The following is a 24976-nucleotide window of genomic DNA, read 5'->3' on the forward strand; positions in this document are numbered from 1 at the left end:
CCGTGCGCGCCGACCTGGCCCCCCTCGGCGGCGCGCCCCTGCCCACGCGTTCCGCGCTGCCGTCGTTCGCGACGCGGCCGCGACTGTCGTCCCGCGAGCAGGTCGTGCTGCACGCCCTCACCTCGGGGGCGGCGCTGCCGGACATCGCCGCCGAGCTGAGCGTGTCGCCGAACACCCTCAAGACGCAGCTGCGCAGCATCTACCGCAAGCTCGACGCGGCCAATCGCACCGAGGCGCTGGAGCAGGCCGCCCGGCACGGACTGCTCCCCGACTGATCCCGAGGGCTCCCGGCCGCGCGTGGGGCGGCGGCCGGGAGCCGGCGGGGGGTTGTCAGGCCTGCATGCGGCGACGGCGCACGATCAGCAGCGCGGCTCCAGCGAGCAGCAGGGCGATCGCAAGCATCAGGACCCAGGGCGCCAGCTGTCCGCCGGTGACGGCGAGGGGCGTCAGCACCCGGTTCTCGGTCGTGCCGGCGGGCGGGGTGATCGTCTCCCCTCCGGGCGGCGTGGCCGAGGCGACGGCCACGTTCCGCAGCGAGGCGCCAGCCGCGTCGGCGTGCACGGTCACGGCGTAGGTGATCACGACGCTCTCCCCCTCCGCGAGACTGCCCGTCCAGCGCAGCGCCGTCCCGTCGATCACGGGGGCGGCCACCTCGCGGTCACCCACCGTGGCCGTCGCCGTGCCGCGCAGGTCGGCGTGCCGCAGCACTCCGGCCAGGTCGTCCCGCACGACCACCTCGTCCAGCCCGGTCTCGCCGGTGTTGGTGCCGGTGAGCGTGTAGGTCACGACGCTTCCCGTCGCCACGGCCGTGCCCGAACCGGGGTCCGAGGTCTTCGCGAACGTGAAGCCGGGGGTGCCGACCGGGTTCTCCGTGGTCGTCGGCGGGGGCGTGATCACCGCGCCGCCCGGAGGCGTCGCCGTGCCCTCGACCGTGTTGGCGATGGTCGCACCGCCCGCGTCTGCGTGCACGGTCACCGAGTAGGTGATGGTGACGCGCTGGCCGACCGCGAGGTCGCCCGTCCATGTCAGCTCGTCGCCGGCCACGACCGGGGCGGGCGCGACGCCGTCGACCACGGTGGCCGTCGCGTCGCCGTTGTAGTCGGCGTGCGCGAGCACGCCCGACAGGTCGTCGTCGATGCTCACGGGCGCCAGAGCCGTCTCACCCGTGTTCACGCCGGTCACGGTGTACGTGATGACGCTGCCCGGGTCGACGCGGGTGCCGTCCGCGGGGTCGGCGGTCTTGCGCAGCTCGAAGCCGGGCGCGTTGACCGGGTGCCCGGTCGTGGCGGGCGGCGTCTCGATCGGCGGCACGCCCCCGGGCGGAGTCGCGGAGCCGGAGGCCCGGTTCGCCAGCACGGTGCCGCCCGCGTCGGCCGCCACGGTCACGGAGTACGTGAGGGTGACGGTCGCACCCACCGGCAGTGCACCGCTCCACGACAACCGGTCGCCCGCCACGGTGGGAGCCGTGGCCGGGACGCCGTCGATCGTGGCGGTCGCATCGCCGGTGAACGCGGCGTGGGCGAGCACGTCGGACAGGTCGTCCGTGATCGCGACGGGGTCGAGCGCCGTCTCACCCGTGTTCACGCCGGTCACCGTGTAGGTGATGACCGCGCCGGGGTCGACCGCGGTGCCCGTCGCCGGGTCCGCGCTCTTCGACAGCGAGAAGCCCGGACGGTTCACCGGCGTGGTCGTGGTGCCGGGAGGCGGCGTGATGACGGAGCCGCCGGGCGGCGTGGCCGACGCGGTCGCCGCGTTCTCGATCACGGTGCCGACGCCTTCTGCGGTCACAGTCACGGAGTAGGTGACGGTCACGGTCTCCCCGATCGCGAGCGTGCCGCTCCAGGCGAGTGTCGCGCCGTCGACGGTCACGGCACCCGCGGACGCGCCGCCGATGGTCGCGACAGCGTCGCCGTTGTACGCCGCCGAGGGCAGCACGCCGGACAGGTCGTCCGTGATCGCGACCGGGTCGAGCACGGTCTCGCCGGTGTTCGCGGCGGTCAGCGTGTAGGTCAGCACGGTGCCGGGGTCGACGGCGGTGCCCGTGGCGGGGTCGACCGTCTTCGCGAACGTGAAGCCGGGCTCGTTCACCGGGTGCTCCGTGGTGGCGGGCGGCGGCGTGATCGGCGTGCCAGGCGTGGTCGGGCTGTCGGGGTCGCTCGGATCCGTGGGGATGAGCGGGGTCGCGGCGCCGGTGGCGGTGTTGGCGATGAGCTCGCCGCCCGCGGTGGCGTCGACCGTGACCGAGTAGGTGATCACCACGTCCTGCCCCGGGAGCAGTCGGCCGCTCCAGTTCAGCGTTCCGTCGGCCACGCGGACGTCGCCGCGGGTCGCGGTCGCATCGTCGTTCGAGCTCGCGTGGGCCAGCACGTCGCGCAGGTCGTCCGTGATCGTCGCCGGGTCGAGCACGGTGTCGCCCGTGTTGGTGCCCGTGACGGTGTACGTGATCACGCTACCCGGGTCGACGCGGGTGCCCGACGCGGGGTCGGCCGTCTTCGAGATCGTGAAGCCGGAGCCGAGCACGGGGTGCTCCGTGGTGGAGGACGGCGGGACGATCGGCTCACCGGGCACCAGCGGCCCGGTCGGGTCGCCGGGGTCGGGCGTGATCGGGGTGCCGGAGCCCGCGACGGTGTTGCGGAGGATCTCGCCCGAGGCGTCCTCTCCCACGGTCACGGAGTAGGTCACGGTCACGGTCTGCCCGGCCTGGAGGGCCCCGGTCCAGGCGAGGGTGCTGCCGGTGAGGGTCGCGCCGCCCGTGGTGAGGGTCGTGCCGTCGATCGCGGTCGTGAGGTCGTCGTTGTACGCGGCGTGGGCGAGCACGCCGGAGAGGTCGTCCGTGAGCGAGGCGGGGTCGAGCGGAGTCGCGCCGGTGTTGGTGCCGGTCACGGTGTACTGGATGGTCTGGCCGGGCTCGACCGTGCTGCCCGAGGCGGGCGACGAGGTCTTGACGAGCTCGAAGCCGGCGACGGGGTGCTCGGTCGTGACGGCCGGGGGGACGATCGGGTCGAAGCCGCCGGGGGGCGTGCCCGACGCGGTGACGCTGTTGGCGATGCGCTCGCCCTCCGCGCCCTCGTCGACGATCACCGAGTAGGTCACGGTCAGCACCTGTCCGGGCTCGAGCGCACCGCTCCAGGCGAGCTCGTCGCCCGTGACGGTCGCGGCGCCCGAGGTCACCGGGTCGCCGTCGATCGCGGTCGCCACGTCGCCCTGGTAGGTCGCGAAGGCGCGCACGCCGGACAGGTCGTCGCTCACGGTGACCGGGTCGAGGCGCGTGTTGCCGGTGTTCTCCGCCTCGACCGTGTAGGTGACGCGCTGCCCCGCGGTCACGGCGGTGCCGTTCGCGGGATCCGAGGTCTTGCGCAGGGCCAGGCCGGGTGCGAGGCGCAGGTTCGTGTACGTGCAGGTGACGTCGGTGCCGAGCGGGCCGGATGGCTGGGTGACCTGGCCGTCGGCGGTCACCGCGACCGGGGTCGTCGAGCCGTCGGGGTTGACCTGCACGCAGACCAGGGACGCGTCGTAGCGGGTCGGGTCGGTCGTGCCGGCGGGCGACTCGGAGAGCTGGAAGGTGTCGCCCTGGTTGGTGAACACCGGACCCGCGTAGTCGGGCTGCAGGCCGGGCTGCGCGCCACGCGTCGTGGCATCGGTCTGCGGCACCTGGTAGCCGGTGGGCGACTGCACGCGCAGCGCGAACTGGTCGGTGTCGGCCTGGCGCCCGTTCGGGAGGTCCTTCTTGAGCGTGAGGGTGTTGGGGAACGTGCAGCTGGCCATGTCGGTGGGCCCGAAGTTCCCCAGCGACGTGGTGTTCACGGTCGCCCCACGGGGCAGGTCCACCTCGATGATGCGGTTGCCGCCGCCGGACACCGACACGAAGATGTGCCCGAGGTTGCCGAACGCGATGCCGTTGCCCTGCACGCCCGCGCCCATGTCGTGCACCTGCTTGGCGTCGATCGTGGCGGTGCTCGGCTGCAGCGTGCTCGGCAGGTCGGACGAGTAGATGTAGTTGTCGGCCACGAGCACGAGCTGACCGGAGGCGCTGAAGGCCATGTCGCCGTTGGCGCCGAACGCGCTGCTGCCGGTGGTCGGGCGCAGCGTGCCGACCTGCACGTAGGTCTGCGGGGTGACGTTCTCGTTCCACGCGTACAGGTTGATGGCGCCGTTGATCGTGCCGCTGGCGAAGTAGTACACGCCGGTGACGGGGTGCACGGCGCCGCGCAGGACCGAGGAGTTGAGCGAGAACGAGGTGCGCGTGGTGGTGTCGGTCACGCGGTCGTGCTTCGCGAGCATCTTGCTGCCGGCGGCGTTCGTGACGGTGTACGCGTAGCGTCCGTTGGACGAGAGACCGAGCGCGTTGTTGGAGTGGTTCGCGCCGAGGTTGATGCTGCTGAGCGTGCCGCCGTCGCCGGGGGCGCCGCCCTGCTCGTTCACCGCGAACTCGCGCACCTCGGAGGTGCTCTGCACGTACACCGCTCCCGGCGTGCAGAGGAACGGCTCGGCTGCTGCGGCCGGCGCCGCGGTGAGCGTGCCGCCCACCACGATCATCGACGAGGCGACGAGCGCGGTGCTCACCACACCGCCGATCAGCTTCCTGGTCCGGCTCCAGCGGCTCGGCCGCTGCTCACGGGCATCACGGAATCCCACGACTTCACTCCCCATCCATCGCTGTCCGCGGCGCGTGCGCGCACACGGAAGCCCCGCCCCCTCAGGCGACCGCCGAGCACCATCGGGTATGGCGTACTCGGTCCGGGCCTCCGCCAGACTGCCCGGGTGCGCAGCTCCGTCCCGGCCGGACCGGGAGAATTCACCCCGCCTTTTCACCCCACCCGGCGGGCGGATCCCCCTCGCCCGATGCGGACGGGGACGCCCGCCGCGCGGACGCCCCCGTCAGGCCGCACTACTCGCGCGAACCGATCTCCTCGATCGGCCGACGCCGCAGCGCCGCGCCCGTCGCGACGCGGAGGGCGACCAGCGCCAGCGCCCCCATGCCGCCGATGATCGCGAGCGAGCCGAGGACCGGCATCGCGGGGACCGGCTGTCCGGAGATGCCGTAGCTCATCCCCATCAGCGGCGGGACCGCCACGAGCACGCCGAACACCATCGAGATCGCGGCGACGAGGATCGCCTCGACCCGCATGGTGGCGCGCACCTGGCCGCGGGTCGCCCCGACCAGCTGCAGCAGCGCCAGCTCGCGCGAGCGCTCACCGGTCGCCATCACGAGGGTGTTCACCACGGCGATCGCGATGTACCCGAGGATCACCAGCAGCGCGACGAGGTTCACCCAGCCCTGCTGCGAGACCGCATCCGCCCCGGTGGCCTTCTGCCCGGACGCGGGTGCGACGAGCAGCCCGCCCGCCGCGAGCGCATCGGCCGTCTGTGCGGCGTCGCCCTCCACGGACACGAGGGCGAACGCGTCGAGCCCCGCGGAGGTGTGGGCGCGCACGTGCGCGGCGTCCATGGTGAGGGCGCCGAAGCCGAGGCCCCGCTCGTAGACCGCGACCACGGTGGCGTCCAGCGCCGTGCCGTCGCCCATCGTCCCGGTGACCGTGTCGCCCAGGCCGACCCCGAGGGTGTGTGCGGTGTCGACGCTCACGGCGATGGCACGGCCGCCGTCGAGTGCCGCCAGCGACCCCTCCTGCACCTGCAGGTCGAGCAGCCCGTCCACGGTCGCGGGGTCGACGCCCTGCAGCACGTACTCGGTGCGCTCGAGCTGGCCCTCGATGTCGCGCGAGTCGATCACGGCCGCGCTGAGCGCCACGCCCGAGGCCCCGGTCACCCCCGGTGCCTCCCGCAGCGCCTCGACCGTCGCGGGCGAGAGTCCCGCGGGCGCGGACACCCGCAGTTCCGCGGTGACGCCGTCGCGGGCCTGCTGCGCCGCCTCGTCCGCGACGATCGCGGGTCCGCCGATCTGCACCAGTCCCAGCCCGATGCCGAGCGCGATGGGGAGGATCGCGGCCGCCAGCCGTCGACTGCCCGCCGCCGTGTTGGCGGCGGCGAGGAAGCCCGCCGCCGAGAGACGACGCAGCAGCGGGCCGACCAGCCGCACGCAGACCGCGACCAGCCACGGGCCGAGCAGCCCCAGCGCGACGATCAGCATCAGGGCGGCACCCGCCGAGGCGCCGACGGCCGCATCCCCGCGTACCACCAGCGGCACGGTCGAGACCGAGACCCCGGCGGCGGCGAACACGATCCCGGCGATGATGCGCGGCAGGCCGATGGGTCCCGGCCCGGTCGACGACTCGCGCAGCGCCTCGATGGGGTCCAGGCGCGCGGGGCGCCGCGCCGCGATCCGGGCCGCGCCCCACGCCGCGCCGAGCACCAGCAGCAGAGCACCGGCCGCGGGGATCGGGCTCACGGCGAGCGCGAAGTCGCCCGGGATCACCCCTCCGGCCACGAACGCGGTCTGCAGCACCGTCGAGAGCAGGTAGCCCGGAGCCAGGCCGAGCACCGCGGCGACCGCGGCCACCGCGAGCACCTCGCGGGCGATCAGCGCGTGCACCTGCTGCGGTGTCGCGCCCACCGCCCGGAGCAGCGCGTACTCCCGCCGTCGCGCCTGCACCGACAGCGACAGCGTGCCCGCCACGATGAACAGCGCCACGAGGATGCACGTGCCGACGAAGGCGCTGCCGATCGCGACGAGCATCGTGCGGGCGGCGCCGGAGTCGAGGAACTCCACGTCGCCGCGGGCGTCGCCGGTGCGGGCGACCACCCCGGGCAGGGTCTCGCCGATGGCGGTCGCCACGGCCTCCGCGTCCTCGCCCTCCACGAACACGCCGAGCACCTGCGGGGCACCGCCGTGCGGGTCGAGCTCGGCGATGCGGTCGCCCGTGAGGAACACGGCCGCCCCGCGCTCGGGCGGCACGGGCGCGGTCACCACGCCCACGACGCGGTAGTCCGCCGGCACGCCGCCGTGCGCGAGGGAGAGGGTGTCGCCCACCGCGTGCCCGGAGTCCGCGGTGACCACGACCTCCTCGGCCTCGGCGGGCTCGCGGCCGTCGGTGAGCGTGAAGCCCGTGAGCGCCGTCGCCGCCCAGGGGTGCGCCTCCACGACCGCCGTCGGGTCCGGGGCTCCCGGGGCCGCGAGGGGTACGGTCACGTCGGCGACCACGGCCTCGACCCCGGGCAGCTCCGAGATCTCGCGGGCGGCGTCGGCGGGCAGCGGCGCGCGCTCGCGCAGTGCCACGGGCAGGTCCTCCGGCACGTCGACCTGCTGCACGGCGCCCACCACGACCTCGGCTGCCGTGTAGCGCTGCGGGGCGAGGCCGCCGCGGATGCCCGACTCCACGAGCACGCCGAGCCCGGTGACCAGGGCGCTCGCGACGAAGATCGCCACGAACACTCCGGCGAGGCTGCGCCGGTGGTGGCGCAGGTCGGCGCGGACGAGCCGTCCGAGGCCGAGCGACGCGGCGGCCATCACCACTCCCCGAGCGTGCTCATGCGGGCGGTGATCTCCTGCGCGGTGGCGCCGTCGAGGTGTCCCGCGAACGCGCCGTCGGCGAGGAAGACCACCCGGTCCGCGTGCGAGGCGACGACGGGGTCGTGCGTGACGACGACCACGGTCTGGTGCAGTTCCCGCGCGGTGTGGGCGAGCAGGTCGAGCACCTGGGCACCCGTGCGCGAGTCGAGCGCGCCGGTCGGCTCGTCGCCGAACACCACGTGCGGGCGGGTGATGAGCGCGCGGGCGATGGCCACCCGCTGCTGCTGGCCGCCGGAGAGCTCGGCGGGGCGACGGTGGCGTCGGTCCGCGAGCCCCACCGCGTCGAGCAGTGTCTCGAGCCACCGGTGGTCGATGGCGCGTCCGCCCAGCCGCAGCGGGAGGGTGATGTTGTCCTCCACGGTCAGCGCGGGCAGCAGGTTGTACGCCTGGAACACGAAGCCGACGTGATCGCGGCGGAACGTCGTGAGCTGGCGCGCCTTCAGGGCGGAGATCTCGGTGCCGCCGAGGTGGACGGTGCCGCTGGTCGGACGATCGAGCCCCGCTGCACTGTGCAGCAGCGTGCTCTTGCCCGAGCCGGACGGCCCCATGATCGCCGTGAAGGAGCCCTTCGCGATGGCCAGGTTCACGCCGCGGAGAGCGGTGACGCGCGCGGCGCCGGAGCCGTACGTCTTGACGAGTCCGGAGAGGCGGAGGGCCTCGGTGGGTGCCGCCTCGACGTGCGGCGCAGGGGGTGTGGTGGTCATGCTTCGACGCTAGGAACACCGAGCGGGCGGCCCCATCCCGCCCGGTCCCCGATCGATGGTGGAGCTGGCTATACCGTGCCGCGCACTCTGCTCCGGCAGACTGGCAGGGTGAAGGACGGATGGGGGCGCCGGTGGCTGCGCGACGCCGGGTATCTGGGGGTCGAGCTCGGGGCGTCGGTCGTCTCCCTCGGGCTGTTCTGCGTGATCCTGGTGCTGTTGCCGCTCATGCTCATCACGGGCGGCGTGCTGCTGATGCCGCAGGCCGTGCAGGTGCTGCACCGGTGGAGCGACGTGAACCGGCGGCGCATCGGGCGGCGGCGGGGTGAGGAGCTTCCGCCGCTCGCGCGCACGCTGCCCCGCGGCTCGACGATCGATGAGCGGCTGCGCTTCGCCTTCTCGCGCGCCACGGCCCGCGACGCCCTGTGGCTCACGGTGCACGCGTTCCCCGTCATGTGGCTGTCGCTGCTCACGCTCGCGCTTCCCGTCTCGGCCGTGAACACGCTCGCCGTCACGTGGTACTGGCAGTTCGCGCCGGCCGACGACCCGGTGGGCTCACCGTATCCGGTCACGTCGTGGGAGCTCGCGTGGACGATGCCGCTGGTGGCCCTCGGCTACGCGATCGCCGCGGCGTTCCTGGTGCCGGCGGTCGCCCGCCTGGTGGCGTTCGTGTCGGCGAAGCTGCTGGCGACGCCCGCGCGGTCGCGGCTGGCGGCCCGGGTGGACGCGCTGACGCTGAGCCGGGCGGCGGCGCTGGACGCGCACGCGGCCGAGCTGCGCCGCATCGAGCGCGACCTGCACGACGGGGCGCAGAACCGGCTGGTGAACGTGGTGATGATGCTGGGGATCGCGGAGCGTGCGCAGGAGACGGGCGGCGACGTCGGAGAACCGCTGCGGCGGGCGCAGGATGCCGCGGCCGACGCCCTCGCCGGTCTGCGGCGCACGGTGCACGACATCTATCCGCCGATCCTCGACGAGCTGGGCCTGGAGGGCGCGCTCGCGTCGCTCGCCGGGCGCAGCGTGGTGCCGTGCGCGCTGGAGACCGCCGGGGTGGGCCGGGTGCCGGCGGCGGTGGAGTCGGCGAGCTACTTCGTCGTGGCGGAGGCGCTGACCAACGTGAACAAGTACGCCACGGCGACGCGCGCCACGGTGCGGGTCGAGCGGGAGGGCGAGCTGCTGTTGATCGCGGTGGAGGACGACGGCGTCGGCGGGGCGGTCGAGCGGCCGGGTGGGGGTCTCGCCGGGATTCGTCGCCGGATCGAGGCCTTCGAGGGCACGCTCGACGTGACGAGCCCGGCCGGCGGGCCGACCGTGCTGAGGACGGAGCTGCCGTGCGGATCGTGATCGCGGAGGACGACACCCTGCTGCGGGAGGGGCTGGCACTGCTGCTGCGCAGCGAGGGCTTCGACGTGATCGGTGCCGTGCCCGACGCCGAGGGCTTCCTCGCGCTGCTCGACGATGCCGATGCGGCGGTGCTCGATGTGCGGATGCCGCCGACCTTCACGAGCGAGGGCTTGAAGGCGGCCGCCGAGGCGCGGGCCCGTCGTCCCGGCTTCCCGGTGCTGGTGCTGTCCGCCTACGTGGAGGATCGCTACGCGGGGGAACTGCTCGCCGCGGGAGCCGACGGTCTGGGCTACCTGCTGAAGGAGCGGGTGGGCAAGGTCGCGGCGTTCGTCGACGCGCTGCGCCGCGTGGCCGCCGGGGGCACCGTGATGGACCCCGAGGTGATCTCGCAGCTGCTCAGCCGCCGTCGCGCCGACGACCCCGTGCAGACCCTCACCCCGCGCGAGCGCGAGGTGCTGGGCCTCATGGCCGAGGGGCTGGACAACACCACGATCGCCGAGCGGCTGTTCGTCACGGAGACCGCCGTGAGCAAGCACATCGGCAACATCTTCGCCAAGCTCGGCCTCTCGTCGAGCGACAGCGGGCATCGCCGCGTCCTCGCCGTGCTCGCCTACCTGCGCAGCTGACCCCGTCGCACCTCTCCGAAGAAGTTCGGTATTCGGTGTTGCTAAGTACCGGTACTCAGTGTTACTTTGTACCGGTACCCAGCAACACTGAGTACTGAACCGAGAAGGAGAGGGGGACCACATGGGCAAGCAGATGACCGAGATGCTCAAGGGCACCCTGGAGGGCATCGTGCTGGCCCTCCTCGCCGAGCAGCCGGCCTACGGCTACGAGATCACCACGCGCCTGCGCGACCACGGCTTCACCGACACCGCCGAGGGCACCGTCTACGCCCTGCTGGTGCGCATCGAGCAGAAGAAGCTCGTCGACGTCGAGAAGGTGCCGAGCGAGAAGGGCCCGCCCCGCAAGGTGTACACCCTGAACGCCGCGGGCCGGCAGGAGCTGGAGGAGTTCTGGACCACCTGGAACTTCCTCACGACACACATCGAACGACTGAACACCACTCACACGAACACCCCCAGCGAGGAGAACTGACATGGCCGCCAAGTGGATCGAAGCGCTCACCGGATCGCTCGAGCAGAAGAAGCAGTACAAGCAGGCGAAGGCGCGGATCGAGGCTCTGCCCGAGCCGTACCGCACGGTCGCCAACGCCCAGCACCGCTACACGATGTACTACGGGGGGATCACCGACGGCGACACGCTCGTGCAGATCTTCCTCGACCTCGCCGACCTGTGGGAGCGCGCCGCGATCGACGGCACCCCGATCGACGACATCATCGGCGCCGACCCGGTCGAGTTCGCCGAGACCTACGCCGAGGCCTACGGGGGCACCCAGTGGGTCGACAAGGAGCGCGCCCGGCTGACCAAGGCCGTCGAGGACGCGAAGAAGAAGGAGCAGTCATGACGAACACCGCCCTCTCGGTGCGAGGCATCGAGAAGTCCTACAAAGACCTGCACGTGCTGCGCGGCGTCGACTTCGAGGTGGAGCGGGGATCGATCTTCGCCCTCCTCGGGTCGAACGGTGCCGGCAAGACCACGATGGTGCGGATCCTCTCCACGCTGCTGAAGGCCGACGCCGGCACGGCGACCGTGCAGGGCGTCGACGTCGCCGCGAACCCCCTCGGCGTCCGCGAGAAGATCAGCCTCACCGGGCAGTTCGCCGCGGTCGACGAGATCCTCACCGGGCGCGAGAACCTCGTGCTGGTCGCGAAGCTGCGGCACCTGTCCGACCCGGGCGGGGTCGCCGACCGCCTGCTGGCCACCTTCCGCCTGACGGACGCCGGTGGCCGCAAGGTCGGCACCTACTCGGGCGGCATGCGGCGGCGGCTCGACATCGCGATGAGCCTGGTCGGCGACCCCGAGGTGATCTACCTCGACGAGCCGACCACGGGCCTCGACCCCGAGGCGCGCATCGAGGTGTGGGACGTCGTGAAGCAGCTGGCGCACGGCGGCACCACGGTGCTGCTCACTACGCAGTACCTCGACGAGGCGGAGCAGCTGGCCGACCGGATCGCGATCCTGCACGAGGGCCGCATCATCGCGAACGACACCCTCGCCGGGCTGAAGCAGCTGCTCCCGCCCGCGCAGGTCGAGTACGTCGAGAAGCAGCCCACCCTCGAGGAGATCTTCCTCACCCTGATCGGACCCTCACGAAAGGACGCAGCATGAGCACGCACTTCGCCGCCGACACGGCGACCCTCACCGGCCGCTCCATGCGGCACATCTTCCGCAGTCCCGACACGATCATCACCACCGCGGTCACCCCGATCGCGCTGATGCTCCTGTTCGTGTACGTCTTCGGCGGCGCGCTCCAGCAGAGCACCGGCACCGACAACTACGTGAACTACCTGCTGCCGGGCATCCTGCTCATCGCGATCGCGTCGGGCATCGCCTACACCGCGTTCCGGCTGTTCACCGACATGCAGAGCGGCATCTTCGAGCGGTTCCACTCCATGCCGATCGCCCGATCGAGCGTGCTGTGGGCCCACGTGCTGACGTCGCTCACGGCGAACGCGATCACCCTCGCGATCATCTTCGGCGTCGGCTTCCTGATGGGCTTCCGCACCGGGGCGAGCGTGTGGGCCTGGCTCGGAGTGATCGGCATCCTGATGCTGTTCACCCTCGCGCTGACGTGGCTGGCGATCATCGCCGGGCTGAACGCCAAGACGGTCGACGGGGCGAGCGCGTTCTCGTATCCGCTGATCTTCCTGCCGTTCATCAGCTCCGCGTTCGTGCCGACCGACACCATGCCCGCGCCCGTGCAGTGGTTCGCCGACAACCAGCCGGTCACCTCGATCGTCAACACCATCCAGGCGCTGTTCGCCGAGCAGCCGGTCGGCGATGACATCTGGATCGCCCTCGCCTGGTGCGTCGGCATCCTCGTGGTCGCCTACGTGTTCGCGATCATCTCCTACCGGAAGAAGGTCAGCTGATCGTCGCCAAGCGGAACGGAACGCTCCGTCCGGGGTCTCGCACCCCGGCCGGGGCGTTTCGCTGCGCTCGGCCGCACGGTATGGCAGGCAGAGATCTCCTTCACATCATGGGGAAACCGGGTACGCGGAGACCATGAGCACGGACGCGACAGTGATCACGGCAAGACTCAGACCGATCGCCACACCACCGATCACATGCGGCGAGGCCCTGTTGATGAGTGCGATGACGAGCATGGCCACCTCGATGAGCGTGATCACGAGGAGAGCCGCCTTCATGCCGTCGATCACGACGTTGGCGACATCGTCTCTGCATGAGAACGCGCACCCGTCCCCTCGCATCGCAGTGAGAAAGACGAGAAGCACGCCGCCGCCGGCAACCACCATCTGAGCCGCCGCCCAGAGTCCCGCAGCGACGTACCGTCGCCGTGGGACGCGCGGGAACCGCGCCTGACTGCGGGGCTCGGTCACGAGAAGTCCGTCATCATGTGTTGGACGAACGCTCGCGGATCGGACATGTAGCTCTTATAGGAGCTATGGATCCGGCTGTCAATCGGCGCCCCCCCCTGGCATCTGGCGGCTTCGCGACCAGCCCGTCGGCGAGGACATCTGAATCGCCCGACTCCGGCCGCGCGGTCTGCAGGATCTCGCGCCCGGAAGGAGCCGAGCGCGCCGACGCTCGTTCAGGGAGGGAGGTCTCCTTCACGCCCCCGGAACGCGCCGTCCTCAGCGCAGGCCGAGCGGACCGAGGATCACACGGCGACCGCTGCGCACCCACACGGCCCCGTCGGCGCGATGCTCCGCGCGGGTCGCGAAACGGTACCGGTACGACACCGCTCGCACCCATCGCGGCCGTTCACCGTGGAACGGGTCGACGCGCAGCATGCGCAGGGTCGGGCCGTCGGCCTCGAGCAGTCGCAGCAGGAACACCGTGAACCAGTCGTCCAGCGAGTGCCCGAGCGGCAGGAACCACATCAGCCAGTCCAGCCGCAGGTGGTACGGGGCGAACTGCCGCGGCACGCGCCGCACGTCTCCGGGCTTGCCGCGGAACCCGTACTCACGCCAGTGCACCCCCTCCTCGTCGTCCGACCCCTCCACCACGATCTCGATGCGTTCCCGCGTCACCGTGCCGAAGGCGCCGTAGGCGTTGGCGAGCTGCCACCGGTGGAAACTCGCGTTCATCAGCTGCCGCCGCGCGAACAGGTTCCGCAGGGCCGGCACGCTCAGCACCACGAACAGCACGCCGACGGCCGAGGTCACCACGACCCACCACAGCGGCATCCCCGACACGGTCCAGGGCAGCGCCGTCTCGGGTGGCCGCTCGGCCGCGCCCACCCCCGGCAGCCCGATCGCCGAGAAGCCGAGCACGATCGTCGCCGCGTTCAGCCACGCGAAGTTGCCGGTGAGCACGAGCCACATCTGGGTCGCGATCACGACACCGCCGGCGACCGCGCCGACGATCTGCGGCACCGGCCCCGGTACCCACAGCGACAGGACGGGAGCGAACAGGAAGAACGGCACGACCAATTGCGCGACGTGGTTGCCGATGACCTCCAGCCTGTGGAACCACCGCGGCAGCAGGTGCGCCTGGCGGCTGAGCGGGCCCGGCATCGGCTGCGTCTCGTGGTGGAACGTCATGGCGGTGAGGTCGCGCCACTCGCGCCCGCCGCGGATCTTGATCATCCCGGCACCGAACTCCAGGCGGAACAGCAGCCACCAGAACAGCACGATCACCACGACCGGCGGCGGCTGGTCGTTCGACCCCAGGAACGCCGCCAGGAACCCGGCCTCGAGCAGCAGCATCTCCCACCCGAAGGAGTAGAACGTCTGCCCGATGCTCACGACCGACATGTACCCGAACCACAGCGCGAGGAAGCACACCATCGGCAGCCACGGCGGCCCGAGCTGCGGCACCCCCGCGACCAGCAGCACGCCCACCGCGATCCCGGCCCACGACAGCGCCACGAGCCGCCGGTCGGTGTAGCGCCAGCGCGTGAACAGCGTGGGGTGCAGCAGCTTCCGTCGCTCGCTCTTCTGCGCGACCCAGTCGAGCAGGGCCGGGGCGGGCAGCAGTCCGTGCTCGCCGAGCAGGGCGCGGAACTGGTTGAGCGTGGAGACGAACGCGACCACGTACAGCGCCGCGATGCCCCGCTGCAGGACCTCGCGGGCGAACCCGAAGTCGACCGCCGCGAACCCGTCCACGGCCACAGGCTACGCCGGCCGCCGCACGCCGGTCAGGGGGTTGCGTCCGTCGTTCGAGGGCTGCGCTCCTCGCTCAGGCGGCCGCTGAGCGAGCGCATCGAGACGACGGGCCCGAGGCGCGTCAGTTCTGCATCGCGATCTGCTGCCCCTCGACGAGCGGGTGCACGGCGAGCGCGGTGCCGTCGAGGTCTTCACGGTGCATGTCGACCCCGGTGATCTGACTGTTCTCGTACGTCGTGTAGTAGTAGACGCCCCGGTCGGTGTTGCAGCAGGACGAGTAGATCGTGATCTCGTACTTCTCCTCGTCGCCCACCTGCACGCACCCGCGCTGCTGGGCGACGGAGCCGAGGATCTGGAAGAACTGGCTCAGCGACTCCGACTCGGTGGTGCCGCAGACCGAGTTCATGCGGGTGAACACCGCCTTGATGAAGCGCGACGACGACGACAGGTCGCCGGGGAGCCCGATCCCGCCCATGCCGCGGCTGTACAGGTCGAGCGACTGATCCGGCGCGAACGTGTTGTCGGGCTGGCGGCGCGTGAGGTGCCGGTAGTCGTTCAGGCGGAAGCTCTGGATGTCGAACGTGGGGTTGTTCGTGAGCACGCCCCACGGGTTGTCGTACACCTTCAGTCCGTCACGCACGCTCTCCACCACGATCGAGGCGGTCCGGTCGGCGATGATCCAGTGCAGCGGCGACAGCGGGAACTCCGCGCTGAAGGAGATGTCGACGAGGCTCACGGATCGCAGCGCGTCCTTCACCTGGGCGACGGTCTCGAACTGCCCGAGCACCCAGGGGATGAACTCGAACGGGGTGATCTCCGTGCCGCCCGCTCCCTCCGCGGGGTAGAAGGCGTTGTCGGGGAAGTTGAGTCCGGCCATGCTCAGGCCCTTCTCGTTCGTGCCGTCGTAGTACAGCGGGTAGCCGTCGGAGACGGTCGCGATGCCGATGATCGCGTGGTGGGTCGACAGGGGCGGGATCCGTCGGAACTCGAAGGGGAAGTTCCGTGGTGTCACGGTGACGGTCTCGTGGTACGAGAACTCCAGATCGAGGTTGCGCCCGAAGTAGTGGTCGGCGGTGGTGAAGCTCAGTCCTGTGCACATGGTTCCCTCTCCCGTTGCCGGGGCCCGGCCGGGTCCGCGAACGGTCATGGTCGCACCTTCCCCCGCGGAGCGTAAGGGGGGTGCCACCCGCGGCGGACGAGTGCTCTACGGTGTCGCGGTGCGCTCGTCGGCGTCGCGGATCACGAACGCGACGCCCACCAGCGCCACCACCACCGCGACGATCTCCAGCACAGGGCCCAGCCCGGCCAGCGGTCCTGCGGCGCCGTGCCCGACCGCGAACGTCGAGAAGTCCCAGAACCCGTGCAGCACCATGGCCCAGATCAGGCTGCCGGTCACGCGGCGCAGGACGTAGAAGATGGTGCCGGCGCCGAAGGCGAGGAACACCTGCTGCAGCGTGGGGGCGAGGGGCTGCCCGCTGAGCGCGTTGATGAGGTGCATGAGTCCGAATAGCGCGGAGGTCAGCAGCCACACCCACACCTCGGACAGGCGGCTGCGCAGCCCGACGAGCAGCAGTCCGCGCGTGGTCAGCTCCTCGGTGAAGCCGACCAGCAGCAGGACGATCGACGCGGCGAAGAAGGCGCCGTCGTAGGAGGCCCAGTCGGTGGAGGCGAGGTTCACGCCCAGGGCCACCGCCATCAGCACCGGGGCGATGATCGGCCAGCGATGCGCGGCGCGCGTCCGCTCGAACAGGGCGGGACGCCACCACCCGAGCAGGCTCGTCGTGATCGCCAGGAGCACCGCTCCGACGATGAGGGACAGGCCGGCGCCCAGGAAGAGGTCGCGTCCGCTGTCGCCGAGGGACGTGTAGGGAATGCCGGTCGCCTGCTGCACGGTGAAGACGACCGCGACGTACGCCAGGTAGATGACGAGGCCGATCCAGATCCGCGGCCGGACGCGGAGGGGTGTGGTGCTCTCGGTGGCCATCTCGTCCTCGGGTGTCGCGTGCCGGGTGGGGTTCGGGTTCAGTGAAGCGCACGCCGACCCGCCACCGCAATCGCGAAGGCAAGCCCCGCCCGGGGGAGACGTCGAAGGGAGGGCCCCCGGACGGGAGCCCTCCCTTCGTGCAGAGACGGGTCAGCTCAGCTGACGGTCCAGTCGAACTGGTCGCCGTACTTCTCCAGCCACGCGTCGACCGCGTCGGCTTCCTTGCCCTCGCCGTACTCGTTGACCACGAGGTCTTCGAGCGCACCGTACTGCTCGTCGTCGAGCTTGATCTTCTCGATCAGCTCGGCCGCCTCCGGGAACTCCTCGGCGAAGCCCTTGGTGCCGAGGAAGTGCAGGCCCTCGGCCTCGCCCATCGCGCCCTTCGGGTCTTCGAGGTCCTTCACGGGGAAGGCGTCGTTGGCCCAGAACGGACGCCACAGCGTGACGACGATGTCTTCCTGCTTTTCGGTCGCGGTCTTCAGCTCGGTCAGCATCGCCGCGGTCGACGAGGTCACCAGCTCGTACTCGCCGTCGAGCCCGTACTCGGGCATCATCTTCTGCGTCTGCGCGGTGAGGCCGGCGCCCGGCTCGATGCCGTAGATCTTGCCGTCGAAGTGCGCCCCCTTGCCCGCCAGGTCTTCGATCGAGGTGAGATCGGAGTACTCCGGCACCGCCAGGGTGAGCTTGGCGTTGTCGTAGTACGCGCCGAGGTCTTCGATGTCGTCGCCGTACTTCTTCATGTACTCGGCGTGCGTGAGCTCGGGCCAGGCCGACGGGTACATGTCGACATCGCCCTGCGCGAGACCCGTGTAGAGGGGACCCGCCTCGGTGAGCGTCTTCATCTCGACCGTGTAACCGATCTTCTCCAGCTGGTCCTGCAGGAGGTACGCGGTGCTGAGGCCGTCGGTCCAGGAGGGCAGGAAGCCGAGCGTGATGGTGCCCTTGTCGTCGGCGTCGCCGCCGCCCGCGCTGGTGCCACCGGCTCCGTCGCCGCTGCATCCGGCGAGGGTGAGCGCTGCTGCGGCGCCCAGGGCGGTGAGGGTCAGGATCTTCTTCTTCATGTGCTTCTCTCTCTTGCGTTCCGTATGTGATTTCAGGAGTGCGGACGAGCCGCGGGACAGCGGGTGGGCGGCGTGCGGGATGGAGAACGGGCCGGAACCCGCCCTCTCGGGCTCCTCTCCCACCCCGCACCCGCGCGTGGGCGGGGGCGGGGCGGGACGTCGGGGTGGGGTCAGGCGCGAGTGAGCTCGGGCTCGACAGCGTCGGACGACGCGGGGGTCGCGGCGGTGGAGGTCGCGGCGGCGGCGGGCGCAGCGCCCGGTCCCGCGCCCGACCGGCGGCGCTTCCACAGGCCCCACAGCGACGAGCGGTTCTCGCCCGGGGCCCCCAGCGCGGCGGTGACCCGGTCGAGGAAGACCGCGATCAGCACGACGCCCAGACCGGCCTCGACGCCCTTCGGGATGTTGATCGTCGAGATCGCCTCGACCACCATCTTCCCGAGGCCGTCCGCTCCCGCCATACCGGCGATCACGGCCATCGACAGCGCGAGCATGATCACCTGGTTGACGCCGGCCATGATGGTCGGCATCGCCAGGGGCAGCTGGATGCCGCGGAGGATCTGGCCGGGGGTGGCGCCGAACGCATGCCCGGCCTCCACGGTCTCGGAGTCGACGCCGCGGATGCCCAGCTCGGTCAGGCGCACGCCGGGAGGCAGCGCGAAGATCACGGTCGCCACGAGTCCCGGCACCACGCCGATGCCGAAGAACACGATCGCGGGGATCAGGTACACGAACGCGGGCATGGTCTGCATGAAGTCGAGCACCGGCTTCAGGGCCGCCCGGACCGTGGCGTTGCGCGCCGACCAGATGCCCAGCGGCACCGCGATCAGCACCGCCACGATCGCCGCGACGAGCACCAGGGCGAGGGTCTGCATCGCGGGCACCCACAGGTCCATCGCCACGATCAGCAGGAACGACACGGCCGTGCCGATCGCGAGCTTCCACGACCGCACGACCCAGGCGAGCAGGGCGGCGATCACGATGATCACGGCGAAGTGCGGGGTGAGCAGCAGCCGGGTGAGGCCGTCCACGAGGAAGCTCACCACGAACGACACCACGTCGAGCAGACCGTCGAGGTTCGCGGTGATCCAGTCGACTCCGGCGGCGACCCAGTCGCCCAGGGGGATGCGGAATCCGTCCATCAGCGCACCTCCTCCGTCTCGGGTGTCGTGGGCAGCGGCTCGGCCGTCCACCCGTCGTCGAGCACCGCGTCGATCTCGGCTTGCGGCATGGGCGTCATCGGCAGCAGGATCTCCTCGGTCGAGCCGGGGCCGGGGCCGAGGGCGGCGAGCAGGGTCACGCGGGGGATCACGCCCGCCAGTCGCCCGTCGGCGTCGGTCACGGCCAGGGGCAGCGGCGACTCCACCGCGGGCACGAACAGGTTCATGAGCACGTCGTCCTCGCGCACGCTCTGCAGCACGGGCTTGATCACGGAGTCGAGTCGCGTCACCCCCTGCCGCACGAGCTTCACCGCATCGCGGTCGGTGACCACACCGAGCAGCTGGCGGTCCTTGCCCACCACGTAGGTGGCCGACATGTAGGCGTCGCGCATCTGGCGCAGGGCCGTGCGCGGGCCGGCGGTCTCGGCGACCACGGGGCGCGGGCGCTCCATGACGTTCGCGGCGGTGAGCACGCGGGCACGGTCCACGTCCTGCACGAACTGCTCGACGTAGTCGTTCGCGGGGTCCATCAGGATGTCCTCCGGCGTGCCGATCTGCACGATGCGCCCGTCGCGCATCACGGCGATCCGGTCGCCGAGGAACATGGCCTCGTTGAGGTCGTGCGTGATGAAGACGATGGTCTTGTGCAGCTTCTGCTGGAGCTCCAGCAGCTGCTCCTGCATCTCGCGGCGGATCAGCGGGTCGAGCGCGCTGAACGCCTCGTCCATCAGCAGGATGTCGCTGTCGGCGGCGAGCGCGCGGGCGATGCCGACGCGCTGCTGCATGCCGCCGGAGAGCTCGGACGGCAGCTTGTCGCCCTGGCCCTCGAGGCCCACGAGCGCGAGGATCTCCTCGGCCTTCGCCTGCCGCTCGGCCGCCGCGACGCCCTTGAGCTCGAGCGGGTAGGCCACGTTCGCGGCCACCGTGCGGTGCGGCAGCAGGGCGAAGTGCTGGAAGACCATCGAGATGCGGTCGCGGCGGATCTCACGCAGACGACCCGCGGGGATGCCCGTGATGGTGTCGCCGCCGACCGTGACGGTGCCGTCGGTGATGTCGTGCAGGCCGTTGAGCATGCGGATGATGGTGGACTTGCCCGATCCGGACAGGCCCATGATGACGAAGATCTCACCGCGGTTCACGGTGAAGCTGGCGTCGATGACGGCGGCGGTGCCCGCGTCGGCGACGGCCGCGCGGCTCTCACCCGCCTTCAGTCGGCGGACGGCGGCGTTCGGATTCCTCCCGAACACCTTGTACAGATGGCGCGCTTCGAGTGCGATGTCGGACACGTTTCCCCTGCGGCTCGGCCTCGGGTGGCTGAGCCTGCTTCGGTCACGTCCGGGTGATCCTCACGAGGCCGTTCGACATCATCGCTGTGGCGGCGCGGGCGGTGGATTTCGGATCCGCCGCAGAGAGGACCGACCGTACGCCCACGCCTCTTCGCAGCACAGCTCATCGAAAGAAGGACGTGGTCGCGGACTGGTCTTCGGGCCGTCAGGCCCACAGACCAACGTAACGAAATGGCCGGTCAGGGACAAATCCTGGGCCGGGAACGTGCCCGGGTTTCCGGTGCTGACCGGGGGATAGTACGAGCGTCTAGCAATCTCGGCGACGGGGGTTCACGGGCGTCGCACACTGCGCGTCACGGTGAACTTCGGGGTGCGTCGGAGCTGCTCCGTCCGCCCGATCAGCCGCGTCAGCTCGGGGCGGTACGCGAGGCCGGAGTTGTACACCGTGAACAGCTCGCCGCCCGGCCGGAGCAGTCGCGCGGCGGCCTCGAACAGCCGGGTCGCGGCCCCCGTGTGCACGCTGCTGCCGAGGTGGAACGGCGGGTTCAGCAGCACCACGTCGAACGCCCCGTCGGGCAGGTCGGATCCGGCGTCGTCGTGGGTCACGGTGACGCGGTCGGCGACGCCGTTCGCGGCCGCGGTCGCCCGGGTCGAGGCCACGGCCGCGGCCGAGCGATCGGTCGCGGTCACCGCGTCCCCGGGGTGCGCGAGGGCCCAGGACACCGCGAGCGCGCCCGTGCCGCAGCCGAGATCGAGCACCCGGCGCGGATCCTCGGCGTTCACGACTCCGGAGAAACCCTCGTTCTCCGGCAGCTCCGGCGGGGATGCAGCCCCGGGGCGAGCGGTTCTCCGGCGTTGTGAACCGTCGAGCGCGAGCGCCTCGAGCAGCACGCGCGTGCCGATGTCGAGGCGGGGTCCGGCGAACGCGCCGCCGTGCGCGACCAGGGCGAGGCCGTCGTGCTCGGCCCGCACGGGGAAGGGCGGCTGCGCGGGGACGGCCAGGGGCTGCGACGCCACGAGCAGCCGCGACTTGCGTTCGGCCCGCTGCGGCTGCACGTCCCCGAAGCTCCGCCGCAGCACCTCGTTCTGCGCCAGGGTCATGTGCTTGACGCGACCCCCGGCCACGAGCACCGCGTCGGGCGCGGCCCAGCGGGCGACCGCATCCGCGATCTGCTCCAGTTCCGCGAGCGCCTTGGGTAGCTGCAGCAGCACGAGCCGTGCCCCGCGCAGCAGCGTCTCGTCGAGCTCGTGCGTCGTGAAGCCCTCGAGTCCCAGCTCCGCCGCGTTGCGGGCGAGCGCGCGGCGCCCGGTCGCGAGGTCCTGGTGCACCCGGATCCCCCGGAGCCCGGACGCCACGAGCGGCAGGGTGATCGCGCCGTACTCGTCCCCGATCACGGCGGTCTCGGCACCGGTGATCCCGCTGTCGAGCGCCCGCGACGCGAGCAGCAGATCGGTGGCGTCGTGCGCCTGGAGGTTCTCGGCCTCGACGTCGGGCCAGCGGCGCAGGCGGGCGTAGGGGAACTCCGGCACCAGCCCACTGTACGCGGGCGCCGTAAGGATTCCGCATGCGTCCGCTTCACCGGATTCACAAGTTCGTGAAGCGGGCGTACGCTCCCGCGCATGAGCACCGTGATCGCCACCCAGAGCCTCACCAAGCACTACGGGCACGTGCACGCCCTCGACGGTCTCGACCTGAGCGTCGAGTCCGGTCAGGTGCACGGATTCCTCGGGCCGAACGGCGCCGGCAAGTCCACCACGATCCGCATCCTCCTGGGCCTCGCCCGCCGCACCGGGGGCGCGGTGACCGTGTTCGGCGAGGACCCGTGGCGTCGGGCCGTCGAGCTGCACCGGCGAATCGCCTCCGTTCCGGGCGACGTGAGCCTGTGGCCCAACCTCTCCGGGGGCGAGGCCATCGACCTGCTCGCCCGGCTGCGCGGAGCCCGCACGCACGACGCCGCCTACCGGCGCGAGAAGGCCCGGCTGCTGGAGGCCTTCCAGTTCGACCCGCGGAAGAAGGGCCGCGCGTACTCGAAGGGCAACCGCCAGAAGGTGGCGCTGATCGCGGCCTTCGCCGTGCCGGCCGACCTGCTCATCCTCGACGAGCCGACCAGCGGGCTCGACCCCCTCATGGCGGTGATCTTCCAGCGCGAGGTCGCGCGGGCCCACGAGAACGGCGCGACCGTGCTGCTGTCGAGCCACATCATGAGCGAGGTCGAGCAGCTGTGCGACCGCGTGTCGATCATCCGCGCCGGGCGCATCGTCGAGACCGGCACGCTCGCCGACCTGCGGCACCTCACCCGCAGCGACGTGTCGTTCACGGCCCCGGGTGTCCCGCTCGACCGCGTCGCCGCGATCCCCGAGGTGCACGACGCCACGGTGCACGACGACCGCTTCCGCCTCACCGTCGACAGCGACCGCACCGCCGCGGTGCTGCCCGCCCTCGCCACGCTCGGGATCTCCGACCTCCGCGTGGCTCCGCCCTCGCTCGAGGAGCTGTTCCTGCGGCACTACGGCGACGACCTCGCGACGCTCGAGGCGGCGGAGGACGGCGGGTCCGACGGGGAGCCGTCCACCCGGCGCTCCCGCCACGCGAAGGGTCGTGCGTGATGGACCGCTTCGGGGTGCTGCTGCGCCAGCGCATCCGCCGCGACCGGGTGCAGGTGCCGCTGTGGATCCTCGGGACGGCGCTCATGGCGTTCGCGGGGTATGCGGGCGTCACGCAGTCGTACTCGACCCTGGCCGACCGGCAGAACATCCTGGCCGCGGCGCTCGCGAACCCGGTGATCCTGATGTTCCGCGGCCTGCCGTCCGGCACCTCGGAGGGCGCGTTCCTCGCCTTCGAGATCCTGCCGTGGCTGGCGATGCTGGCGGCCCTCATGAGCACGTTCCTCGCGGTGCGGCACACCCGGGGTGACGAGGAGTCGGGGCGCGCCGAGCTCGTGTGGGCGACGCCCGCCGGACGACACCTTCCCACCGTCGCGACGATCGTGCACGGCCTCCTCGCCAACGTCGTGCTGGGCGCGCTGACCGCGGTCGCCCTGCTCGCGACCGGGCTGCCCGTCGCCGGTTCGCTGCTCTCCGGCGCCGCGGCCGCCTCCTGCGGCGTCGCCTTCCTCGGGATCGCCCTGCTCGCGGCGCAGCTGCTGCGCACGTCGCGCGGCGCGAACTCCGCGGCTGTGTGGGTGCTCGTGGCCGCCTTCCTGCTCCGGGGCATCGGCAACGCCGCCGGGACCCCGAACGACGAGCTGACCGCGATCGCGAGCGCCTGGCCTGCGTGGCTGTCGCCGTTCGGCTGGGCGGAGCAGACGCGTCCGTACGACGTCGATGCGGCCTGGCCCGCGGTCCTGGGACTGGCGCTCGGCCTCGTCCTGGCCGCCGGGGCCCTGGCACTGCAGGGCCTGCGCGATGTGGACGCGGGCTTCGTGGCCGAACGCCCCGGCCGTTCCGCGGCGCGGCCCGCCCTCTCGTCGCCGCACGCGCTGGTGTGGCGACTCACCTCGGGCGCGGTCGTGGGGTGGGCGGTCGGCGGACTGCTCACCGGGCTGCTCGCCACGACCCTGGGCGGCGTGGTCGACCAGATCGCGGGCGAGAATCCCGCCGTGACCGACATCCTGGAGAAGATCGGCGGCGCGACCGGCGGGCTCGACGAGGTCGTGGTGACCGTGTTCTTCACGCTGCTGGGCATCCTCGCGGCCTGCTGCGCGGTGCAGACCGTGGTGCGCGCGCGGCAGGAGGAGGCGCGGGGCACGGTCGAGCTCGTGCTCTCGACCCCCACCGGACGGGTGCGGTGGCTGGCCGACCATGTGATCGTCGGCGTGGGCGCGGTGCTCATCGTGGTCGCCGCCGCCGTGCTGGGTGGCTGGCTCGGCGTGTGGTCGCGCGACGGCGACAGCGAGCTGTATCGCATCGTGGCCGTGGCGGGCGCGGGACAGGCGGTCGCGGCGGTGGTGTTCGTGGCGCTCACGGCCCTCGTGTTCGTGGTGCTGCCGCGCGCAACCATCCCCGTGGCGTGGATCCTGGTCCTGCTCGCGGCGCTGCTCGGCATGTTCGGCCCGCTGTTCGGGCTGCCGGACTGGACCGCGAACCTCTCCCCGTTCGCGGTGACCCCGGTGGTCGACGGCGACGGCGTCGACGTGCGCGGGCTGTGGTGGCTCGTGCTCGTGGTCGCCGGGGCCACGGCGGGCGCCCTGGCGCTCATGCGTCGGCGCGAGCTCGCGACGGGCGGGTAGTGCGATGACGCGGGCACCGGGCGGGGAGGCCGCGAACGCCGACGACGGGTCGGACGCGACGGCGGGCGATGCCGAGCCGCAGCGCGAGCACCGGGGCGTGGAACCGGCGGAGCAGGCGGCGGCGATGCTCACGGCGGCGGGGATGCCGCGGATGCCGGCGCGCGTGATGATGGCCCTGGTCGCGGCGCCCGAGGGCGGGTACACCGCGGCCGAGCTGGCCGAGCGGCTCGGCGTCTCCCCCGCGGCGGTGTCGGGGGCGGTGCGCTACCTGCAGCAGCTGCACTTCATCCAGCGGCGCCCGCGGCCGGGTGAGCGCCGTGACCGGTACGCGTTCGTGCACGATCCCTTCTACCGCTCGATCGTGGGCAACCTTCCCGTGTACGCGCGGCTCGCGGAGTACATCGACGACATCGCGGGCGCGCACGGCGACGATCCCGACGCGCAGGCGCGGGCGGTCGAGCTGGCCGCGTTCTTCCGTTTCCTGTCCGCGCGCATGCGGCAGATCGTGGAGGAGTGGCACGAGTCGCGGCACGACCGGAGCTGATCGTCGC

General features: G+C 71.9%; 21 protein-coding genes. 10 read left to right on the forward strand and 11 right to left on the reverse strand.

What is annotated here, in order from left to right; translation table 11 throughout:
- Positions 1-275: response regulator transcription factor (locus tag DW297_RS10765; RefSeq protein ID WP_136032192.1), on the forward strand; the 275-nt coding region annotated here is incomplete at its 5' end.
- Between the two features lie 55 nt (positions 276-330).
- On the opposite strand, the gene DW297_RS10770 is transcribed toward DW297_RS10765, so the two are convergent.
- The 3 genes from DW297_RS10770 to DW297_RS10780 all read right to left on the reverse strand — a co-directional run bounded on the left by DW297_RS10770 (position 331) and on the right by DW297_RS10780 (position 8172).
- The gene (locus DW297_RS10770) at positions 331-4635 is read right to left on the reverse strand and encodes an isopeptide-forming domain-containing fimbrial protein (RefSeq protein WP_240744589.1); all 4305 of its coding nucleotides are present in this window, start codon (positions 4633-4635) and stop codon (positions 331-333) included.
- Positions 4636-4888: 253 nt separating this feature from the next.
- Positions 4889-7405, reverse strand: a complete 2517-nt coding sequence (locus tag DW297_RS10775) for an FtsX-like permease family protein (RefSeq protein ID WP_136032196.1) — start codon at positions 7403-7405, stop codon at positions 4889-4891.
- A complete protein-coding gene (locus DW297_RS10780) occupies positions 7405-8172 on the reverse strand; it encodes an ABC transporter ATP-binding protein (protein WP_136032199.1) in 768 nt (255 codons plus the stop codon). The genes DW297_RS10775 and DW297_RS10780 overlap by 1 nt, the downstream gene beginning before the upstream one ends.
- Positions 8173-8280: 108 nt before the next feature.
- On the opposite strand from DW297_RS10780, the gene DW297_RS10785 reads away from it, so the two are divergent.
- The 6 genes from DW297_RS10785 (at position 8281) to DW297_RS10810 (ending at position 12509) form a co-directional block, all read left to right on the forward strand.
- Complete coding sequence (locus tag DW297_RS10785) at positions 8281-9513, forward strand: sensor histidine kinase (RefSeq protein ID WP_136032201.1); 1233 nt, start codon at positions 8281-8283, stop codon at positions 9511-9513.
- Positions 9501-10139, forward strand: a complete 639-nt coding sequence (locus DW297_RS10790) for a LuxR C-terminal-related transcriptional regulator (RefSeq protein ID WP_136032203.1) — start codon at positions 9501-9503, stop codon at positions 10137-10139. The genes DW297_RS10785 and DW297_RS10790 overlap by 13 nt, the downstream gene beginning before the upstream one ends.
- Positions 10140-10260: 121 nt before the next feature.
- Positions 10261-10611 (forward strand): PadR family transcriptional regulator, encoded by a 351-nt coding sequence (locus DW297_RS10795; RefSeq protein WP_136032205.1) that lies wholly within the window; start codon positions 10261-10263, stop codon positions 10609-10611.
- Position 10612: 1 nt separating this feature from the next.
- Positions 10613-10981 carry a DUF1048 domain-containing protein gene (locus tag DW297_RS10800; RefSeq protein WP_136032206.1) on the forward strand — a complete coding sequence of 123 codons (369 nt, stop codon included), beginning with the start codon at positions 10613-10615 and terminating at the stop codon, positions 10979-10981.
- Complete coding sequence (locus tag DW297_RS10805) at positions 10978-11745, forward strand: ABC transporter ATP-binding protein (RefSeq protein WP_136032208.1); 768 nt, start codon at positions 10978-10980, stop codon at positions 11743-11745. The genes DW297_RS10800 and DW297_RS10805 overlap by 4 nt, the downstream gene beginning before the upstream one ends.
- On the forward strand, positions 11742-12509 hold the full coding sequence (locus DW297_RS10810) for an ABC transporter permease (protein WP_136032210.1): 768 nt from the start codon (positions 11742-11744) through the stop codon (positions 12507-12509). Before DW297_RS10805 ends, DW297_RS10810 begins: the two co-directional genes overlap by 4 nt.
- Positions 12510-12614: 105 nt before the next feature.
- On the opposite strand, the gene DW297_RS10815 is transcribed toward DW297_RS10810, so the two are convergent.
- The 8 genes from DW297_RS10815 to DW297_RS19105 all read right to left on the reverse strand — a co-directional run bounded on the left by DW297_RS10815 (position 12615) and on the right by DW297_RS19105 (position 21726).
- Positions 12615-12977 (reverse strand): hypothetical protein, encoded by a 363-nt coding sequence (locus DW297_RS10815; RefSeq protein WP_136032212.1) that lies wholly within the window; start codon positions 12975-12977, stop codon positions 12615-12617.
- A gap of 255 nt (positions 12978-13232) precedes the next feature.
- Complete coding sequence (locus tag DW297_RS10820; RefSeq protein WP_136032214.1) at positions 13233-14708, reverse strand: lipase maturation factor family protein; 1476 nt, start codon at positions 14706-14708, stop codon at positions 13233-13235.
- A gap of 121 nt (positions 14709-14829) precedes the next feature.
- Positions 14830-15807, reverse strand: a complete 978-nt coding sequence (bsh, locus tag DW297_RS10825; protein ID WP_136032217.1) for a choloylglycine hydrolase — start codon at positions 15805-15807, stop codon at positions 14830-14832.
- 105 nt (positions 15808-15912) lie between these two features.
- A complete protein-coding gene (locus DW297_RS10830; protein WP_136032219.1) occupies positions 15913-16692 on the reverse strand; it encodes a CPBP family intramembrane glutamic endopeptidase in 780 nt (259 codons plus the stop codon).
- Positions 16693-16847: 155 nt separating this feature from the next.
- Entirely contained in the window at positions 16848-17753 is a 906-nt protein-coding gene (locus tag DW297_RS10835) for a glycine betaine ABC transporter substrate-binding protein (protein ID WP_136032221.1), read from the reverse strand.
- 170 nt (positions 17754-17923) lie between these two features.
- Positions 17924-18892, reverse strand: a complete 969-nt coding sequence (locus DW297_RS10840; protein ID WP_206252067.1) for an ABC transporter permease — start codon at positions 18890-18892, stop codon at positions 17924-17926.
- Entirely contained in the window at positions 18892-20196 is a 1305-nt protein-coding gene (locus DW297_RS10845) for a quaternary amine ABC transporter ATP-binding protein (protein ID WP_136032223.1), read from the reverse strand. The genes DW297_RS10840 and DW297_RS10845 overlap by 1 nt, the downstream gene beginning before the upstream one ends.
- A gap of 330 nt (positions 20197-20526) precedes the next feature.
- Positions 20527-21726: a class I SAM-dependent methyltransferase gene (locus tag DW297_RS19105; RefSeq protein WP_205828275.1), complete on the reverse strand. Its 1200-nt coding sequence runs from the start codon at positions 21724-21726 to the stop codon at positions 20527-20529.
- A 90-nt stretch (positions 21727-21816) separates the two neighbouring features.
- Here DW297_RS19105 and DW297_RS10855 point away from each other — a divergent pair, with 90 nt between their 5' ends.
- The 3 genes from DW297_RS10855 to DW297_RS10865 are packed head-to-tail and all read left to right on the forward strand — an operon-like array spanning position 21817 to position 24969.
- Entirely contained in the window at positions 21817-22803 is a 987-nt protein-coding gene (locus DW297_RS10855) for an ABC transporter ATP-binding protein (RefSeq protein WP_136032225.1), read from the forward strand.
- Positions 22803-24425, forward strand: a complete 1623-nt coding sequence (locus DW297_RS10860) for an ABC transporter permease (protein WP_136032259.1) — start codon at positions 22803-22805, stop codon at positions 24423-24425. The genes DW297_RS10855 and DW297_RS10860 overlap by 1 nt, the downstream gene beginning before the upstream one ends.
- 4 nt (positions 24426-24429) lie before the next feature.
- A complete protein-coding gene (locus tag DW297_RS10865; protein ID WP_136032227.1) occupies positions 24430-24969 on the forward strand; it encodes a GbsR/MarR family transcriptional regulator in 540 nt (179 codons plus the stop codon).
- The last annotated feature ends 7 nt before the right edge of the window (positions 24970-24976 follow it).

Origin of the sequence: Microbacterium sp. PF5, from assembly GCF_004794315.1 — a bacterium.
Taxonomy (GTDB): domain Bacteria; phylum Actinomycetota; class Actinomycetes; order Actinomycetales; family Microbacteriaceae; genus Microbacterium; species Microbacterium sufflavum.

Coding starts and splice junctions, on each gene's coding strand:
- DW297_RS10795 (WP_136032205.1), top strand. CDS start 10,261: ATGGGCAAGCAGATGACCGAGATGCTCAAGGGCACCCTGGAGGGCATC.
- DW297_RS10805 (WP_136032208.1), top strand. CDS start 10,978: ATGACGAACACCGCCCTCTCGGTGCGAGGCATCGAGAAGTCCTACAAA.
- DW297_RS10860 (WP_136032259.1), top strand. CDS start 22,803: ATGGACCGCTTCGGGGTGCTGCTGCGCCAGCGCATCCGCCGCGACCGG.
- DW297_RS10780 (WP_136032199.1), bottom strand. CDS start 8,172: ATGACCACCACACCCCCTGCGCCGCACGTCGAGGCGGCACCCACCGAG.
- DW297_RS10830 (WP_136032219.1), bottom strand. CDS start 16,692: ATGGCCACCGAGAGCACCACACCCCTCCGCGTCCGGCCGCGGATCTGG.
- bsh (WP_136032217.1), bottom strand. CDS start 15,807: ATGTGCACAGGACTGAGCTTCACCACCGCCGACCACTACTTCGGGCGC.
- DW297_RS10810 (WP_136032210.1), top strand. CDS start 11,742: ATGAGCACGCACTTCGCCGCCGACACGGCGACCCTCACCGGCCGCTCC.
- DW297_RS10800 (WP_136032206.1), top strand. CDS start 10,613: ATGGCCGCCAAGTGGATCGAAGCGCTCACCGGATCGCTCGAGCAGAAG.
- DW297_RS10855 (WP_136032225.1), top strand. CDS start 21,817: ATGAGCACCGTGATCGCCACCCAGAGCCTCACCAAGCACTACGGGCAC.
- DW297_RS10775 (WP_136032196.1), bottom strand. CDS start 7,405: ATGGCCGCCGCGTCGCTCGGCCTCGGACGGCTCGTCCGCGCCGACCTG.
- DW297_RS10835 (WP_136032221.1), bottom strand. CDS start 17,753: ATGAAGAAGAAGATCCTGACCCTCACCGCCCTGGGCGCCGCAGCAGCG.
- DW297_RS10840 (WP_206252067.1), bottom strand. CDS start 18,892: ATGGACGGATTCCGCATCCCCCTGGGCGACTGGGTCGCCGCCGGAGTC.
- DW297_RS10865 (WP_136032227.1), top strand. CDS start 24,430: ATGACGCGGGCACCGGGCGGGGAGGCCGCGAACGCCGACGACGGGTCG.